14 protein-coding genes and 3 tRNA genes are annotated in these 15,591 nt (G+C 28.8%); 7 read left to right on the top strand and 10 right to left on the bottom strand.

The features are described from left to right. Window positions 1–80: 80 nt before the first annotated feature. Entirely contained in the window at window positions 81–668 is a 588-nt protein-coding gene (locus ACH5TX_RS03905) for an outer membrane beta-barrel protein (RefSeq protein WP_439338239.1), read from the top strand. Window positions 669–746: 78 nt separating this feature from the next. Here ACH5TX_RS03905 and ACH5TX_RS03900 read toward each other — a convergent pair whose 3' ends face one another. Beyond that, window positions 747–1,688, bottom strand: a complete 942-nt coding sequence (locus ACH5TX_RS03900) for an FKBP-type peptidyl-prolyl cis-trans isomerase (protein WP_439338231.1) — start codon at window positions 1,686–1,688, stop codon at window positions 747–749. Between the two features lie 173 nt (window positions 1,689–1,861). Between ACH5TX_RS03900 and ACH5TX_RS03895 the strand changes: the two genes are divergently transcribed. Both ACH5TX_RS03895 and ACH5TX_RS03890 read left to right on the top strand, forming a co-directional pair. Further along, window positions 1,862–2,233: an RNA-binding S4 domain-containing protein gene (locus tag ACH5TX_RS03895; RefSeq protein ID WP_439338230.1), complete on the top strand. Its 372-nt coding sequence runs from the start codon at window positions 1,862–1,864 to the stop codon at window positions 2,231–2,233. Between the two features lie 37 nt (window positions 2,234–2,270). Continuing rightward, the gene (locus tag ACH5TX_RS03890) at window positions 2,271–2,765 is read left to right on the top strand and encodes a phosphoribosyltransferase family protein (protein WP_439338229.1); all 495 of its coding nucleotides are present in this window, start codon (window positions 2,271–2,273) and stop codon (window positions 2,763–2,765) included. On the opposite strand, the gene ACH5TX_RS03885 is transcribed toward ACH5TX_RS03890, so the two are convergent. Beyond that, a complete protein-coding gene (locus tag ACH5TX_RS03885) occupies window positions 2,757–3,278 on the bottom strand; it encodes a shikimate kinase (protein WP_439338228.1) in 522 nt (173 codons plus the stop codon). The two genes, ACH5TX_RS03890 and ACH5TX_RS03885, sit on opposite strands and share 9 nt — an antisense overlap. Window positions 3,279–3,420: 142 nt before the next feature. On the opposite strand from ACH5TX_RS03885, the gene ACH5TX_RS03880 reads away from it, so the two are divergent. Both ACH5TX_RS03880 and ACH5TX_RS03875 read left to right on the top strand, forming a co-directional pair. Further along, window positions 3,421–3,493, top strand: a tRNA-Lys gene (locus ACH5TX_RS03880). A gap of 138 nt (window positions 3,494–3,631) precedes the next feature. Next, a tRNA-Lys gene (locus tag ACH5TX_RS03875) sits at window positions 3,632–3,704 on the top strand. A 73-nt stretch (window positions 3,705–3,777) separates the two neighbouring features. Here ACH5TX_RS03875 and ACH5TX_RS03870 read toward each other — a convergent pair. The 8 genes from ACH5TX_RS03870 to ACH5TX_RS03835 form a co-directional block, all read right to left on the bottom strand. Further along, on the bottom strand, window positions 3,778–4,245 hold the full coding sequence (locus ACH5TX_RS03870; RefSeq protein WP_439338227.1) for a response regulator: 468 nt from the start codon (window positions 4,243–4,245) through the stop codon (window positions 3,778–3,780). A gap of 3 nt (window positions 4,246–4,248) precedes the next feature. Beyond that, window positions 4,249–5,709: a PAS domain-containing sensor histidine kinase gene (locus tag ACH5TX_RS03865; RefSeq protein ID WP_439338226.1), complete on the bottom strand. Its 1,461-nt coding sequence runs from the start codon at window positions 5,707–5,709 to the stop codon at window positions 4,249–4,251. A gap of 10 nt (window positions 5,710–5,719) precedes the next feature. After that, window positions 5,720–6,124, bottom strand: a complete 405-nt coding sequence (locus ACH5TX_RS03860; RefSeq protein WP_439338225.1) for a hypothetical protein — start codon at window positions 6,122–6,124, stop codon at window positions 5,720–5,722. Window positions 6,125–6,307: 183 nt separating this feature from the next. Then, window positions 6,308–8,482 carry a sigma 54-interacting transcriptional regulator gene (locus tag ACH5TX_RS03855; RefSeq protein WP_439338224.1) on the bottom strand — a complete coding sequence of 725 codons (2,175 nt, stop codon included), beginning with the start codon at window positions 8,480–8,482 and terminating at the stop codon, window positions 6,308–6,310. 9 nt (window positions 8,483–8,491) lie between these two features. Further along, on the bottom strand, window positions 8,492–8,923 hold the full coding sequence (locus tag ACH5TX_RS03850) for a response regulator (protein WP_439338223.1): 432 nt from the start codon (window positions 8,921–8,923) through the stop codon (window positions 8,492–8,494). A 46-nt stretch (window positions 8,924–8,969) separates the two neighbouring features. Further along, window positions 8,970–11,345: a PAS domain S-box protein gene (locus tag ACH5TX_RS03845; RefSeq protein ID WP_439338222.1), complete on the bottom strand. Its 2,376-nt coding sequence runs from the start codon at window positions 11,343–11,345 to the stop codon at window positions 8,970–8,972. A 52-nt stretch (window positions 11,346–11,397) separates the two neighbouring features. Continuing rightward, window positions 11,398–13,182 (bottom strand): PAS domain S-box protein, encoded by a 1,785-nt coding sequence (locus ACH5TX_RS03840; protein ID WP_439338221.1) that lies wholly within the window; start codon window positions 13,180–13,182, stop codon window positions 11,398–11,400. A gap of 42 nt (window positions 13,183–13,224) precedes the next feature. Continuing rightward, the gene (locus tag ACH5TX_RS03835; RefSeq protein ID WP_439338220.1) at window positions 13,225–14,253 is read right to left on the bottom strand and encodes a PAS domain-containing protein; all 1,029 of its coding nucleotides are present in this window, start codon (window positions 14,251–14,253) and stop codon (window positions 13,225–13,227) included. A 198-nt stretch (window positions 14,254–14,451) separates the two neighbouring features. On the opposite strand from ACH5TX_RS03835, the gene ACH5TX_RS03830 reads away from it, so the two are divergent. Together ACH5TX_RS03830 and ACH5TX_RS03825 are read left to right on the top strand one after the other, a co-directional pair. Next, window positions 14,452–14,536 (top strand) — tRNA-Leu (locus ACH5TX_RS03830). A gap of 125 nt (window positions 14,537–14,661) precedes the next feature. Continuing rightward, a complete protein-coding gene (locus ACH5TX_RS03825; protein ID WP_439338219.1) occupies window positions 14,662–15,561 on the top strand; it encodes a MerR family transcriptional regulator in 900 nt (299 codons plus the stop codon). Window positions 15,562–15,591 lie beyond the last annotated feature (30 nt).

Below are 15,591 nucleotides of genomic sequence, written 5' to 3'. Positions count from 1 at the left end.
ATATAGTTAATGAAATCTTAAAACGAACATTTATGAACAATTTAAAAAACTTCCAGAAGTACTTTAGAATCAAAAGTACTATGGGCAAAAATCTATTTTTTATTTTAATGATAGCCATATGCATTCCTGCAACAACAATGGCTCAAACTGCAACAGGTATTGGATTTAAAGCTGGATTAAACTACAATGCTAACGGTAATTATTTCGAATCTATTAGTACAAACTCTCAAAACCCAGACAGAAATGTAGGCTACCACTTTGGTTTATTTGGGAAAATAGGAAAAGAAATTTACTTTAGACCAGAGCTTATTTACACCAGTACAAAGAGTGATTATAATGATGACAACTTTAAAATGCAAAAAATTGATGCTCCAATGCTAGTTGGAATAAAAGTTTTAGGCCCTATTAGTGTTTTTGGAGGACCATCATTTCAATACATACTAGATTCTGAATTTGACGGTATTGCTATTAATGATATTGAAAATGATTTTTCAGTAGGTTTAAACTTCGGAATTGGATTAAATCTAAATAAAATTGGTATTGATCTAAGGTATGAGAGAGGGTTTAGCAAAAACGAAGCTTCTTTTTTAAACAATAATAATATTAATACTAGTAGGCTAGATACACGCCCCGATCAATTAATAGTAAGTTTATCTTTAATTTTATAAGCTAAAGTAAAACTAACTCATAAAACAAAAAGCCTCGCTAATGCGAGGCTTTTTGTTTTATGAGTTTATCTGTTTTATCTATGACTTAGATGCTGTATCATCAGTATCTAAATAGTTAGGAGTACCATCACCATCTGTATCATCATTTGTAGGATCTCCATCATTATTAAGGTCTTCATTTATTGTAAGCACACCATCTCCATCGTCATCGGTATCTGCATAATCTGGTGTACCGTCTTCATCTGTATCATCATCTGCTAATTGATCTAAAGTAATAAGTTCGCCATTACCATTTAAATCTTCAAGGTATGTTGGAACTCCATCTCCATCATGATCATTTTCTAACATTTGTAATAATTCAAACTTAAAAATTAAAGGAGAATATGCTGCAAAACCAGATGTAGCATTAGAAAAATATGCCAATCCTGAAGGTAAAAACATAATCCCTAAACCTTTATTTAAATAACTAACTGTACCATCACTATTTTCAACAAAACTTTCAGCTGTATTAAAATCCGGAAAAACTCTTCTCCATCCTTCTACGACAACTTCTGTAATTAAATCAGAATCATAAGGAGCTTCTAAACTACTATCAAAAACAGTATCATCAAGTAATAAACCTTCATAATGCGTTCTTATATCATCAGCAAATGATGGTGAATCAATACCACCTCCTTGATTTAGTTTAAGCACGTAAAAATCATAATCTGTATCAGCAAAATTAACAGTTTTCTTTTCTATAGCATCCATTAATAAAGTACTTCCATCTGGAACAGCACCTGTACTAAACTTAGTTATAACAATATCTTGAATACTTGGATTATCATTAGCAGATAATTCACTAGAATTATAATAATGTGTTTTTAAATATTCTACAATAGAATCATTATCTGCTATTTGTTGCTCTGCTCTATCTCTAATTTCAATAACCGGAGGATCTACAGTATCATCATCTTTATTACAAGATACAAATCCAACTAATACTATTAAAACTAACAAAGCTATTTTTCTAATTTTCATATACGTATTCTTAACTTTTTTTCTTAATCTAAAAACAACATCTCTAAATAATAATTCTTTTTAAGTACTTATCTAAGTATTAATGTTACTTTAATGCTTATTTTTGAGGTCGCAAGATACAATTTTAATGCAATCTTGCACAACAACATTAACGTAGTTTTTACAATAATTATATGCGTATTGATAAGTATTTATGGTGTGTTAGATATTACAAAACGAGAACACTTGCAACAACTGCTTGTAAAAAAGGACAAGTTAGAGTAAATAACGACATTGTTAAACCTAGCAGAGAAGTTTACCCGCAAGACATTATTGGTTTGAGAAAAAAACAAATAAACTATAAATTAACTGTTAATGATATTCCAGAAAGCAGAGTTGGTGCGAAATTAGTCGACCTATACAGAACAGACACTACACCTAAAGAACAATTTGATGCACAAGAACTGTTAAAATACTCGAAAGATTATTACCGAAAAAAGGGCGTTGGTAGACCAACAAAAAAAGATAGAAGAGATATTGATGATTTTACTGATGAAAATGAGTAATTTTATGCTTTAAAAAACACATAAGCTATTATATGTTATGAATAATGTGATATTAAACCACAGTGAAATTAACCATAAAATAAGACGTATTGCTTTCCAAATATATGAAAGTAACGTATATGAAAAAGAAATTATTATAGCAGGTATTGATAGTAATGGTTATATTCTTGCAAAAAAAATAAAATCCGCATTACAAAAAATATCAGAAATCAATCCGATACTTTGTAAAGTTAGTATTGATAAAAAAAATCCTTCAGAACCTATTAAAACATCTATAAAGCCTGAAGATTACAAAAACAAATCTTTAGTTTTAGTAGATGATGTTCTAAATTCTGGAACCACTTTAATATATGGTGTTAAACATTTTTTAGAAGTGCCATTAAAACAATTTAAAACGGCTGTTTTAGTAAATAGAAATCACAAAAAATACCCTGTTAAAGCAGATTTTAAAGGTATATCATTATCTACTTCGTTACACGAACATGTAGAAGTAATACTTGAAGGCGACACTTTTGAAGTGAATTTAGAATAATTTAAGAATTAATTCTTCAACTATATCTTTTTTAGTTTTACCATCTGTGGTTATGGTAAATTCTGCTTGACTATAATATTGAGAACGTTCAAACAAATGCTTACCAATAAATTCGGTTAAAGCTTCTTCTGATTCTATATGAGCAATTAAAGGACGCTTAGCTTTCTTTTTCATAAGCTTTTTTACCAATTTAGGTAGGGAAGCTTTTAAATAAATACTCTTTACATTTTTAGAGTTTAATATCATTTCCATATTAACTCCAAAGCAAGGTGTACCACCACCTACAGATAATATTATATTATTTTTAGCATCTAACATTTCGTTTAAATAAAATGCTTCTTGTTTTCTAAAATATATTTCACCTTTAGCTTTAAAAATTTCGGAAACAGTCATTTTTTCAATTTCTTCGATATAATCGTCTAAATCAACAAATTCATAATTTAGCTTTTCTGCTAATATTTTTCCTAAAGTTGACTTTCCAGAAGCCATATATCCAATTAAAACTACGGTCATTTTTATGTTATAAATTGATTATTAAAAACATACGTTTTAGTCGCACAAAAAAACAAAAAAAAAATTAAAAAAGCATTGTTTAATTGAAAATAGGTTCTATATTTGCACCCGCTAACGGCAATATATGTTTTAGCAACTTAATGACCTGGTAGCTCAGTTGGTAGAGCATCTCCCTTTTAAGGAGAGGGTCCTGGGTTCGAGCCCCAGCCCGGTCACTATTATGAAGCCTCTTTTTAAAAAAGAGGTTTCATTTTTTTATACAATAGAAAATATTTTTTACAAAATTTTTATTGTTAGAAAAAAAAGAGTTTGTAATTACATCCGCTAAAAGCAATATCTTTTAGCAACTTAATGACCTGGTAGCTCAGTTGGTAGAGCATCTCCCTTTTAAGGAGAGGGTCCTGGGTTCGAGCCCCAGCCCGGTCACTATTAAAAAACCTCTTAAAAAGAGGTTTTTTGTGTTTTATATCATATCATTAATGTTGATTTGACAAGCACCTTAAAAATCTCTTTTTATAGATATAAAATTATTTTGCATATACTCTTCTTCATTTTCTGTAGCCATAACACTCATTAATTTCTCTTTTGTTAAAGGCTTTATAATATAACCAGAACAAAACTCAGCCTTTAAAGCTTTAGAAATATCGCTTTCATTATTAGAAGAAGAAAGAAAATATACTTCCACCTCCTTATTTGAAAAATAGTTCATTTTTTCGAGTTCATTAAGCAACTCAAAACCATTAATACTAGGCATATTTATATCTAATAATATAAGAACGACACTACTTTTATTCATAGGGGAAATTTTATATACTTTAGATGTTTCTTTAAAATAATCTAGCGCCATAACACTACAATTAAATGTCTTTACACATGCATTATTATAAGTATTTGAACAAACTTTTTGATTTATAAAACAATCAATTTTATTATCATCTACAATTACTATTTGATTTATCTCTCTCATATTTTATATAGAATTTGGTAAACTAATATCAAATTGCGACATTTTATTTACAACACTTTGTACACTCATAGTCCCTTTAAGTTGGTCTACAATATTTTTAGAAATATATAAGCCCAATCCTGTACCTTCAATAAGATTATTACTCCTATAATACAGATTAAACACTTTATCTAACTCGTTTTTATTAATACCTATACCATTATCTTTAATAGAAATTTTAACTCCTTTAGCTATATTGAAAGCACTTATTATTATAAATGGAGTGTGAGAAGCACCAATTGGTCTTCGGTACTTAATAGCATTTTGAATAATATTTTGAAGCAACGAACTTACTAACTGTAAATTTGAATTTATCTTAAATCCCTTTGCTATATTAATGTTAAAACTAATATCATTAAAACCTTCAATTTGAGAAAGATTATTAATTGTTTGGTATACTAGTTTATTAAAATCAATTACCTCATTTACTACTGATTTATTTAGCATTAACGAAGCCGTAGAAAGATTATCAACTAACCTTTTTCCATCTTGTAAAACATTTTCAAACATATTTAAAATCTCTACTGTGCTTTCGCTTAAAGATTCTTGCCTCATCAAATTAAGTAAGCCTTCTAAAGATGTAAAAGGAGCTCTTAAATCGTGACCAGAACGATACAACAACAACTCAAGATCATTAGTTTTATCTTCTAATTTTTTATAAATAGATTTACGGATAGAAATATCATGTGCTATATACAAAACAAACTGCTCTCCTTCTATATGCATTTGATGTGCAACCACTTCGATATCTTTTTTATCGCCACTTTTTGATGTAATTTGAAATTCGTTTCTAATAGGTTTAGCTGATGGAATTTTCATCATTCTATTAATCAAAACTCTATCAGCTTCACTTAACACCCCTATCTCACTTATTTTTTTATTAATAATCTCATTTTTATCATAACCAAACAGAGCTATTGTTGCCGCATTACATTCTAAAACTCCACCTTGTAAATCTGTTATAAAATAAGCATCAAGCGTTGCATCAAAAAGAAACTTAAACTTATCCTGTACTAATTTTAAATCAGATTTATGTTCTTTAGACTTAGTTATATCAAAACGAATAGAAACATATTTTTTAATTTCACCTTGCTTATCTAGAAAAGGTATTATTGTTGTTTTTACCCAATAATAACTACCATCCTTTTTCTTATTACAAATTTCTCCAGACCAAACTTCATTCTTTTTAATTAACTCCCACATACCAACAAACAGAGCGTCAGGCTGTTTACCAGATTTTAAGATATTATGATTTTTACCTAACAATTCTTGTTCTGTATAACCAGAAATTTCACAAAAAGCGGAATTAGCATGTATAATAAGCCCTTTAGGATCTGTTATAGATACAATAACAGTTCTATTCAATGCTTTGATAAGCTGCTCTTCTTGAATATTATTCCAAATAGCTTTTGATACTACTTCCATGATATTTTTTTTAAGGAGTTAAACAATAATCAATAGCCTTTTCTAAACAATTAAAAACCTTTGTATCTACTTTTGGCTTATACTTACTTATATAATTTTCAATCTTTAAATTTACTTTTGCTGTATTTGTAATAAAGACTACTTTTTTGCAAACAGATTTTAACTTAAGATCCTTTGCATACAAAAGATAACATGGTCTTTGAAAAGTAACTTCTCCCAAAAAGTTCCTTACATCAATTAATAAAGTATTTGTTTTTTTATCGCATGTCTTAGTAATAATATCAATGTATTCTACTAATTCTGCTGCAGTAAATAAATAATTAGTGTTTTTATTTGAAATTTTTAAATATAAAAATCCACGTTCATCTATATAAAAAGATTCTGTTAAGTTAGAGTCTATTAAAGCTGGCATCATACTGTTTTATTTTAAAAAAATAAAAGCAAAAGAGGTGCCGAATAGCAAAACAAAAACAAACAAAAACCTAAAAACCTAACTTACAGAGATTTAAAAACAACGAAAGGTTTATCAAACAAAAAAACACTAACGGAATACCGCTAGATTAAGTTAACATTATGCAGATTGACGGAATACCGTTAATTATGGCTTAGGCTTTTTTATTCCAAATTTTGCCATACGGTCACGTAATGTACTCACCTTAATATCTAATAGTGCAGCTGCACCATCTTTACCACTAATTTTCCAGTTAGTCTGATTTAAGGTTTTAATTATATGATTACTTTGAATCTCATCTAAAGATGTACTATTATTTGAATTTGATTGATTTTTTATATCAAAATCTGGAAACACAATTTTATCTTCACTAGATGTAATAACAGCTCTTTCAACAATATTTTCAAGCTCCCTTACGTTTCCAGGCCAAGGATAAATTTTAATTTGTTGTAAAGTTGATTTAGATATTGAACCTATTTTTTTTTGATATTTTAAACTAAATTTATCTAAAAAATAATCGACTAAAACTGGAATATCCTCAATTCTATCACGAAGTGGAGGAATGGTTATTGGAAAAACATTTAATCTAAAAAACAAATCTTGCCTAAACCTGTTCTCGTTTACTTCTTCATCAAGATCTCTGTTAGTAGCAGCTATAATCCTTATATCTAGTTTAATAACTTTCGAGCCACCTATAGGCTCTATTTCTCCTTCTTGGATAGCCCTTAATAATTTTGGTTGTAACTCTAAGGGCATTTCCCCTATTTCATCTAAAAACAATGTACCCCCATTTGCTAACTGAAACTTACCAATTCTATCTTTACTAGCACCTGTAAAGGATCCTTTTTTATGACCAAATAATTCACTCTCCAAAAGTTCAGCAGGTATTGCAGCACAATTAACTCTAATTAAGGACCCATTTTTACGTTCACTCGTATTATGTATTGCTTTTGCAATCAACTCCTTTCCCGTTCCTGTTTCCCCCAATAATAACACGGTCGCATCGGTATTTGATACTTGTTCTACTTGAGTTAAAACATCACTAATCTCATTACTAGCGTACACCATATTTTCATAATTAAAAGAAAGTGCTATTTCTTCTTTTAAAGAAACATTCTCTTCTTCCAATTTCCTTTTCAACTGTTCTACTTCATCATAAGAACGCTGTAACTCAAGCTCTGCATTTTTTTGAGATGTAATATCCTGTATGGTTCCTACAAAACTTACAGGCCTATCATTTTTATAAATTACCTCACCCAATGAATAAATCCATAGTATTTCTTGAGTCTTTTTGATTACAATCCTATATGTTGCATCAAAAAGCTCCTTTCTTCTAATACATCTATTTAATATTTTTCTAGCCCTTAATCTATCATCTGGATGAATAATATCCCTCCACATATCAAAAGTTAATTCAGTATCTCCTTCTATTCCAACTATAGCTTTAAAAGTTATAGAGGTATTAATAGTACGAGCTCTTAAATTTAAATTAAAGCTTCCAACTTTAGCTATTCTTTGAGCTTCTAATAAACTACGTTCACTCTCTTTTAAAGCTAATTGACTGTTTTTAAGACTTGTAACATCTTCTTTCACTGCCAAATAATTTACTATAGTTCCGTCTTTATCTTTAATTGGTGTGATAGTTACGTGTTCCCAATATAAATCTCCATTTTTAGATTTATTTCTAAATTCACTACTCCAAATCCCTCCGGACGAAATAGTTCTCCACATTTCAGTGTAAAACTCTTGAGATTGAGTTCCTGATTTTAAAATTCTTGGGCTTTGCCCCAATACTTCTTCGGCTGAATACCCTGATATTGTAGTGAATTTAACGTTTGTATATTCTATCTTACCATCTACATCTGTAATAACAATACTGTTTGCACTTTGCTCTACAGCTGTCATTAACTTTACAAGGTCTTTTTTTATACGAATAATATTCTCTCGTTCCTTTTGTAACTTAATAGCATTTTCTATGGCTGACTTTAATCTTAACAAGTTTGTTTTTAAAACATAATCCCACGCTCCACTTTTAATGGCATCTGCCGCTATTTCTTCGGAAAGATGACCAGTAACAAGAATAAAAGGAGTATTAGACACTTGATTAATTGCAATATCTAAAGCATCAAGCCCAGTAAATTGCGGCAAATTATAATCTGAAAGAATAATATCTGGACAAAAGTCTTCTAAAGCACTTAAAAAACCTTTTTTTGTTTCTACAAGTTTCGAAATAAAATTAAATTGATGCGCTTTTAATTCTTCTTTTATAAGTTCCGCATCTAAACTATTATCTTCTAGTATTAGTATTTTTAATTGACTCATTTCTTTTTTTTAAGGTACAACATTAAGAATCCCCCAAAATGCTCCTACGCGCTTAATAGCTTTTATAAACTCTTCAAATTCTACAGGTTTAATTACAAACGCATTAGTTCCAAGCCTATAACTCTCTATAAGATCGCTTTCCATTTTAGACGATGTTAAAATAACCACTGGAATATTTTTAAAATCTTCACTCTCCCTTATTTGTTTAAGTACTTCCAACCCATCAACTTTTGGCATTTTTAAGTCTAACAATACAACCGCAGGTGTACAAGTTGTTCTATCTATAAATTTACCTCTCTTAAAAAGATAATCTAGAGCTTCTTCACCATTATTTACTACATCAACCTTATTAGCTATATTAATTTCTTCAAGAGCCGCTAACGTTAATTCTATATCTTTTTGATCGTCTTCCGCTAAAAGTATTCTTTTTAAAGCTGTCATATTTTTAATACAATTAATTACCTTCTACTAATATACCCTTTTTGACCTATATAGGCAATTTAAAAAAGAATGAAGCCCCTTTATCGGTTCCTTCTGCCCAAATTTCACCTTGATGTTTCAAAATAATACGCTTTGCTGTTGCCAAACCTATTCCTGTACCTGAAAATTCGTTAACACTATGCAAACGTTGAAAAACACCAAAAACCTTTCCTACATATTTTTGATCAAAACCTACTCCATTATCTTTTACATAGTATATATCAGCTCCATCTACATCCTTATTATATCCAATATGAATTTTAGGAGTTTTTGTTTTACTACTAAATTTAACAGCATTAGATATTAGATTTTCCCATACTTGTTTCATAAGAAACACATCAACTGAAGCATTAGGCATATCATCAACAATAATTGTAATCTCATTTTTTTTTATATCGAAAACAAAGGTCTGTATAACATCATCAACTAACGTCTTCATATTAATAGTTGTTTTCTTTAATTCTGACCTTCCCATTCTAGAATAAATTAGCAACCCATCAATTAATTCATTCATTTTTGAAGAAGAACCAACAATGTTTTTAAAATAATTCTCTTCCTTTTCATTAAGCTTACCTTTTAAACTTTTATGCAAAAGATTAGAAAAACCATCTATATGTCGAAGTGGTGCGCGAAGATCATGAGAAACCGAATACGAAAACGATTCTAACTCGTCATTTTTAATAGCTAATTGCTTATTTACACCTTCAATTTTCAAGGACTGTTCATTTAAATCGTCTACTAAATTTAATAAAGCTTGCTGACTATTAGATAATGCATGCGTACGTTCTTTAACAAGTTCTTCTAAATGTTCTTGGTGTTTTTTTAGTTCTTCTTCTGCTTTTTTCTTTTCAGTAACATCTTCACCAGAACTTAATATTGCCACTATAGTTCCTTCAGTATCTGTAATCATTTCGTTTTTCCATGCTATTACCTTCTCTTCTCCTGATTTGGTTAAAATCTTATTTTCGTATTGTTTAGCAGATACTCTTTCTTTATTAAAATTTTTTTCAAATACACTTTTAACTTCACTTCTTTGGTCTTCTGGAAGATAATTATCAAACCAATTTTTTCCAATTATTTCCTTTTCTTCATACCCTAAAACCTTGCATCCTTTTGGATTTATAAGCCGCACTTTACCAGAAGCGTCTAAACTTAATAGTATAACTCCTGCTACATCAAGGTATTTTTTTGTCTTATTTTTTTCTTCAATAATTTTTTCTTGAGTTCTTTTTTGTTTTGTAATATCTTGAACCATGCTTAAATGCATTGGTTTCGCCTTATCTTTAACCTTTAATGCCGCTACAGTTAAACTTACCCAAACATTGGTCTGATCTGGCTTAACATATCTCTTATCCATAGAAAACCCAGTACTTTCTCCTTTCTGAATTTTAACCATATGATCTAAATTCTCCTGCATATCATCAGGATGTGTAATATGTTTCCAATTTATTGCAGAAATTTCATCTTTACTCCTACCTATAATTTCTAAAAATTTCTGATTAATCTCATAAACATCACCTGTTAAAGAATTTACTATACTAACACCCAATGGAGCTTCATCAAAATAAGTTTTCATTCGGTCTTCAGTACTTTGCAATTTTATTTCTTGAATATCCCTTTCTTTTGATACTTTTTCAAATTTTTGCCTATAGGTAAGCTTATAAAAGATATCTTTAAAAGAATCCGAATCACCTTCCACTGGTACTTTATCTATATAAATTAGATATAATGTAAATAAAACGGCATAAACTAAAGCTGCAGAAATTTTAGAAATCACGCCTGGTATTAAAAATTGATCTGATTCCCAAAAAACGCCTATAGAAAAAAACAACGAATCAAAACTTAAGACAATTACAATTGAAAAAAAGATTTGAAAAAAGAGATTAGAAATATATTTAGACACTTTTTCAAAAATGAATATTACAATAAAAGCATCAAAAAACAACAATATGTTTCCTACGACTAAAACACGTGTTTGTTGTGCAAAGAATTTTCGAGGTAAATTATAAATATTTAAAACACCTTCTTTCTCTATACCAAAACTTATAACGTATTGCATTAATGATAACACAAAATTTGCAGCAACAATAGCATAAATTACCTTACGAGCTTCTAAAGCATCTTCGCGAATATAAATAAGCAATATGGCAAACAAACTACCTGCAAACAAGATATTTCCTGGTGAAACAAAAATATCTGGCGCTACTTGAAAATATATGGAACTTGTTAGGAATACTTGCATATATTGAAAGACACCTAAAGCCGTAAACAATACACCTAAACCAAATATTGAGCGCAATTTAAACAAGCCTAAAAGTAACGTTGCTACAATTAAACATTGAAACAAAAGAATTAAAATTTGATCGTAATCAAGGTCTATCATAAAGCAATTGAGAATTACTTATTTAAATTTAATATTTTTATTTGATTTACTTTTACTTTAATTGTTTTTTTAATTGTTTTATTTCCTCTTTTAATTCAACCATTTTTAATTCTCTACCTACAAATATGCTATTTACTTGCTCTAAAGACTTATTTTTATCTTCTAGTTGCTGTGTTCTCTCTTTTACAATGTCTTCTAACTGAAAACGATATTTCTCTAGTTCTTGCTCTATTGCTTTACGCTCATTTATATTTCTAACGGTTGCTAAAGAACAATAAGCTTTTCCTATTTTCACATATACTATACTCACTTCACACCAAAACAAATGCCCTTTTTTGTGTTTATTTACCCACTCAAAAGTTTGCTTACCTTCAGCTTTTGCCTTCATTATCCACTCCATAGCTTTTTTTGATGTGTAAGGATCTTTATTTGAACTAAAGACACCTACAGTTTGTCCAATAACCTCACTTTTATCATAACCATACATAATGCACATTTGTTTATTAGCATCTAAAATTTCCCCCGTTACGGCATCATGAATAAAAATTGCCTCTGCAGAAGAATCGAATATGGTTTGCACATAGTTTTTACTATTTAGAAGCTCTTGTTCTATTTTTTTCTGCTCAGTTATATCGTAAACAAAAGCTATAAACACTTCCTTATTATTTAAAAACGATTTTGTAAGCTGAACCTTAACAGGATACATACTATTATTTTTTCGTTTATGAACAGCTTCAAATTGAATGCTTTCGGTTTTACTTAGGTTTTCAAGAGATGCCGAAAATTGTTTATTATTAAAATCAAGTATAATATCTTGAAAATTCATATTTACCAATTCTTCAAAAGAATAACCACTATTCTGTTCCACCCCCTTATTTACATAAATAAATTGTAAGTCATCTTTTAGGAAAATATAAACCTCGTTATTAGATTCGTCAATGATGTCTCCAAATTGTTTAACAAGTTCATTCGATTCTAAAATTTCTTTACCAATAACCTCTAAATCTTTAATATAAATTTGATCTAAAGAAACTTTCCTTTTTTCATTAAATGACTGTTTTTTAATAACATTAACAAATTTATTGAACTGTTTTTGAATAAATTTGGCAGCAAGTGTTGACGATAGTATAAACAACAGAAAAATAATAACAAAAGAATTAACAACCATAAACATATCTTGTCGTAATTTGCTCTTTAATTCCTTTTCTTTTATTGCAATTTTACTATCAAGATTATCTAAATAATCTCCAGCCCCAATAATCCAGCCCCACTTATCATACCCTATAACATAAGACATCTTAGGAAACAACTTATCACCTCCTGTTAATTTTTTAAAATTATATTGAAAAGCACCTCCTTCTACTTTTTTTGCCAAACTCATTTGAGTTTCATAAAAATTAATACTAGTAGGATATTTTAGGTCTAGCATTTTTTTTGGATTCTCGAGTTTTTTTCCATTAAAAAGCAATGCATCACCCGTATAAGTATTTACAAAAACATAACCATCATTACCAAAACGAATACTTTCAAAATAACGCAATGCCTTATCTTTAATTTCTAATTGAGAATATTGAATAGAATCTTTTTGAATGAATTGTAAATACGAAATAAGACTAAAAACTTCTTGTTTAAGCTTCTCTTCTTGATACAATATAGCTTCTTCCTTAATTCGTTTAATTTCTTCTTTATTATGAATTTTTTCAGAAATCCCCCATTCAAGAGAAATTATTATTATTGATAAAACAGAGGATCCTATTATAACAATTAAAGTAAATTGAAAAATACTTAATTTTTTAATTTTAAAAAACCTAAGTAAGGATGGCACTATATTTTTCATAGTTACTTTATTATTTTAATTAGAATTTAAGAGTTATACTCCCTAATCTTTATACTTTTCTTTTAGTTTTTTTAGTTCTTCTTTAAGTTCTTTCATACGCAACTCTCTGCCTACAAACAATTTATTCATTTTTTCAAGCATCTCATTTTTTTCTTGAATTTCTTTGGTTCGTTCTTTTACAAGTTCCTCTAAATTATCATTATAATTTTTCAATTTCAAATCTAATTCCCTTTTTTCTGTAATATCTTTAAAAAACACAAAAAGTCCTTTTTTAGAAGGAACTAATCTATTCTCAATCCATTTATCCCAAGGAGCAAAATAATCGTTATACACAATTTTTTCTTGTGTTTCCATAGCTTTAATAAAATTATCGTATAAGGGTTTATCTATAGTTTCTGGAAATTCTGTCCAAATATGCTTACCTAATAAATCTTCTACTTTCCTACCAATCATATCTGCTGCAATATGATTTACATAATTATAAACCCAATTAACATCAAAAGACACAAAACCTTCAGAGGCACCATCTATGGTCGAAATAAACTGCTCTTGTAATTCATTCTTCTCTCTCTCTATTTGTTTTTGCACTGTAACATCATTAACTAAAACTAAAGTTGCATTTTTTTCCTCTAAAAGAAATCTTTGCCTAATAATTTCAACCTCTATAAGTTCTCCATTTTTCTTTTGATGAATAAATACACCTGCGTTTGTTAAACCATTATCAATTGCTTTTACAGACTGTATAGTCTTCTCTTTTTCAGAATCAGGCCTAATATCTAAAATAGTCATATTATAAAACTCCTCTTCTGTATAACCATACTTTTCAACAACAGCATTATTTACTGATATAAATTCTAATGTATCTGTATCATAAATAACCATTGGCATTGGGTTAGATTCATATAACCATCTATATATTTCTTCACTCTCTTTAAGCATTTTGTTTTGAAGTGTTAATTCTACTCGACACTCCTCTAAATTACTAACTAATTTTTGAATATCACTATTAGAAAGCTTTAAAATATCTGTAATTATTTTACCTTTTTCTAAAGGATCATTTGACGCTTTCATAAAAAAACAATTTTAATTTTTAATTCAAGGTTACACTCTATATTAACTCAGAGTTAATAAGTACTGTTTACCCCTAACAGAAAACACTAAAGTTTTATAAAATCTATACTATTACGAATATCCGCCCTTTAATCGGATAGCTAAAAAAAGTTAAGTATATCTGCATAACTTTCCCTATTTTTGCAGCCTTCATTTAATGCGCACGTGGCGGAATTGGTAGACGCGCTGGCTTGAGGGGCCAGTATCCGTTTAGGATGTGGAAGTTCGAATCTTCTCGTGCGCACTTTAAAACCTTCTAATTCACGTATTTTCCCTACAATAATTCACAAAAAACAAAAAATAATAAAAAGCTTTTTCTAGTATATTAAATTAATTACTTTATTTTTGTTTAAAGAAAATACATAAAAAATGAACAGTATTCAAACTAATTTTAGTATTAAAGATTTAGAAAACCTTACTGGTATTAAAGCTCATACTATAAGAATTTGGGAGAAACGCTATAATTTACTTAGCCCTAATAGATCTGAAACTAACATACGAAACTATAGCATTACAAGTTTTCAGAAACTTTTAAATATTTCCTATTTAAACAATAACGGACTTAAAATATCTAAAATAGCAAGTCTTAATGAAGATGAAATTCCTGCTAAGGTTAGAGAAATAGCTTCAAGAGCTAAAATAGAAGACCATGCCATTAATGCTTTAAAAATGGCTATGATTAATTTTGATCAAGTTTTATTTTACAACACATATAACAACTTAATTGAAAACAAAACATTTAGCGAAATATTTTATTCTGTTTTCTTACCGCTTTTAAACGAAATAGGCCTTTTATGGCAAACAAACACCATAACACCTGCACACGAACACTTTTTATCTGTTCACATTAAACAAAAAATTCTTTTAAATATTGAAAAACTTCAGAGTTTAGAACCAAAACCCGTTTCTAAATCCTATGTACTTTTCTTACCAGATAGCGAAATTCATGATATTGGTCTGTTGTTTGTAAACTACCAACTAAGAAGTAAAGGCTACCATACTATTTTTCTTGGAGAAAGTGTACCTATGGAAAGCTTAACAGATTTGCTCGATTTTTTCAATGAAATTACATTTATCTCATATTTTACAGTATACCCAGAAGTAAGTAGCATTCCCGATTATATAAATAAATTCAACGATTTATTACTTAAAAAAGAAAACAGCAACTTAATTCTTTTAGGACCTAAACTAATTGATGTAGAAATATCTAATTTACCAAAAAAGGTTAAAACGTTCACTTCAATAGAAAATTTAGTAAAAGAGTTATAAATATATTTTTTATTGTTTAACTTTTAATTA

Origin of the sequence: Thalassobellus citreus, assembly GCF_044385915.1 — a bacterium.
Taxonomy (GTDB): Bacteria; Bacteroidota; Bacteroidia; order Flavobacteriales; family Flavobacteriaceae; genus Thalassobellus; species Thalassobellus citreus.
The sequence above is the reverse complement of the archived record's forward strand: the minus strand, read 5'-3'. Positions and strand labels throughout refer to the sequence as shown.

Coding starts and splice junctions, on each gene's coding strand:
- ACH5TX_RS03905 (WP_439338239.1), top strand. CDS start 81: ATGGGCAAAAATCTATTTTTTATTTTAATGATAGCCATATGCATTCCT.
- ACH5TX_RS03900 (WP_439338231.1), bottom strand. CDS start 1,688: ATGAAAATTAGAAAAATAGCTTTGTTAGTTTTAATAGTATTAGTTGGA.
- ACH5TX_RS03895 (WP_439338230.1), top strand. CDS start 1,862: ATGCGTATTGATAAGTATTTATGGTGTGTTAGATATTACAAAACGAGA.
- ACH5TX_RS03890 (WP_439338229.1), top strand. CDS start 2,271: ATGAATAATGTGATATTAAACCACAGTGAAATTAACCATAAAATAAGA.
- ACH5TX_RS03885 (WP_439338228.1), bottom strand. CDS start 3,278: ATGACCGTAGTTTTAATTGGATATATGGCTTCTGGAAAGTCAACTTTA.
- ACH5TX_RS03870 (WP_439338227.1), bottom strand. CDS start 4,245: ATGAGAGAGATAAATCAAATAGTAATTGTAGATGATAATAAAATTGAT.
- ACH5TX_RS03865 (WP_439338226.1), bottom strand. CDS start 5,709: ATGGAAGTAGTATCAAAAGCTATTTGGAATAATATTCAAGAAGAGCAG.
- ACH5TX_RS03860 (WP_439338225.1), bottom strand. CDS start 6,124: ATGATGCCAGCTTTAATAGACTCTAACTTAACAGAATCTTTTTATATA.
- ACH5TX_RS03855 (WP_439338224.1), bottom strand. CDS start 8,482: ATGAGTCAATTAAAAATACTAATACTAGAAGATAATAGTTTAGATGCG.
- ACH5TX_RS03850 (WP_439338223.1), bottom strand. CDS start 8,923: ATGACAGCTTTAAAAAGAATACTTTTAGCGGAAGACGATCAAAAAGAT.
- ACH5TX_RS03845 (WP_439338222.1), bottom strand. CDS start 11,345: ATGATAGACCTTGATTACGATCAAATTTTAATTCTTTTGTTTCAATGT.
- ACH5TX_RS03840 (WP_439338221.1), bottom strand. CDS start 13,182: ATGAAAAATATAGTGCCATCCTTACTTAGGTTTTTTAAAATTAAAAAA.
- ACH5TX_RS03835 (WP_439338220.1), bottom strand. CDS start 14,253: ATGAAAGCGTCAAATGATCCTTTAGAAAAAGGTAAAATAATTACAGAT.
- ACH5TX_RS03825 (WP_439338219.1), top strand. CDS start 14,662: ATGAACAGTATTCAAACTAATTTTAGTATTAAAGATTTAGAAAACCTT.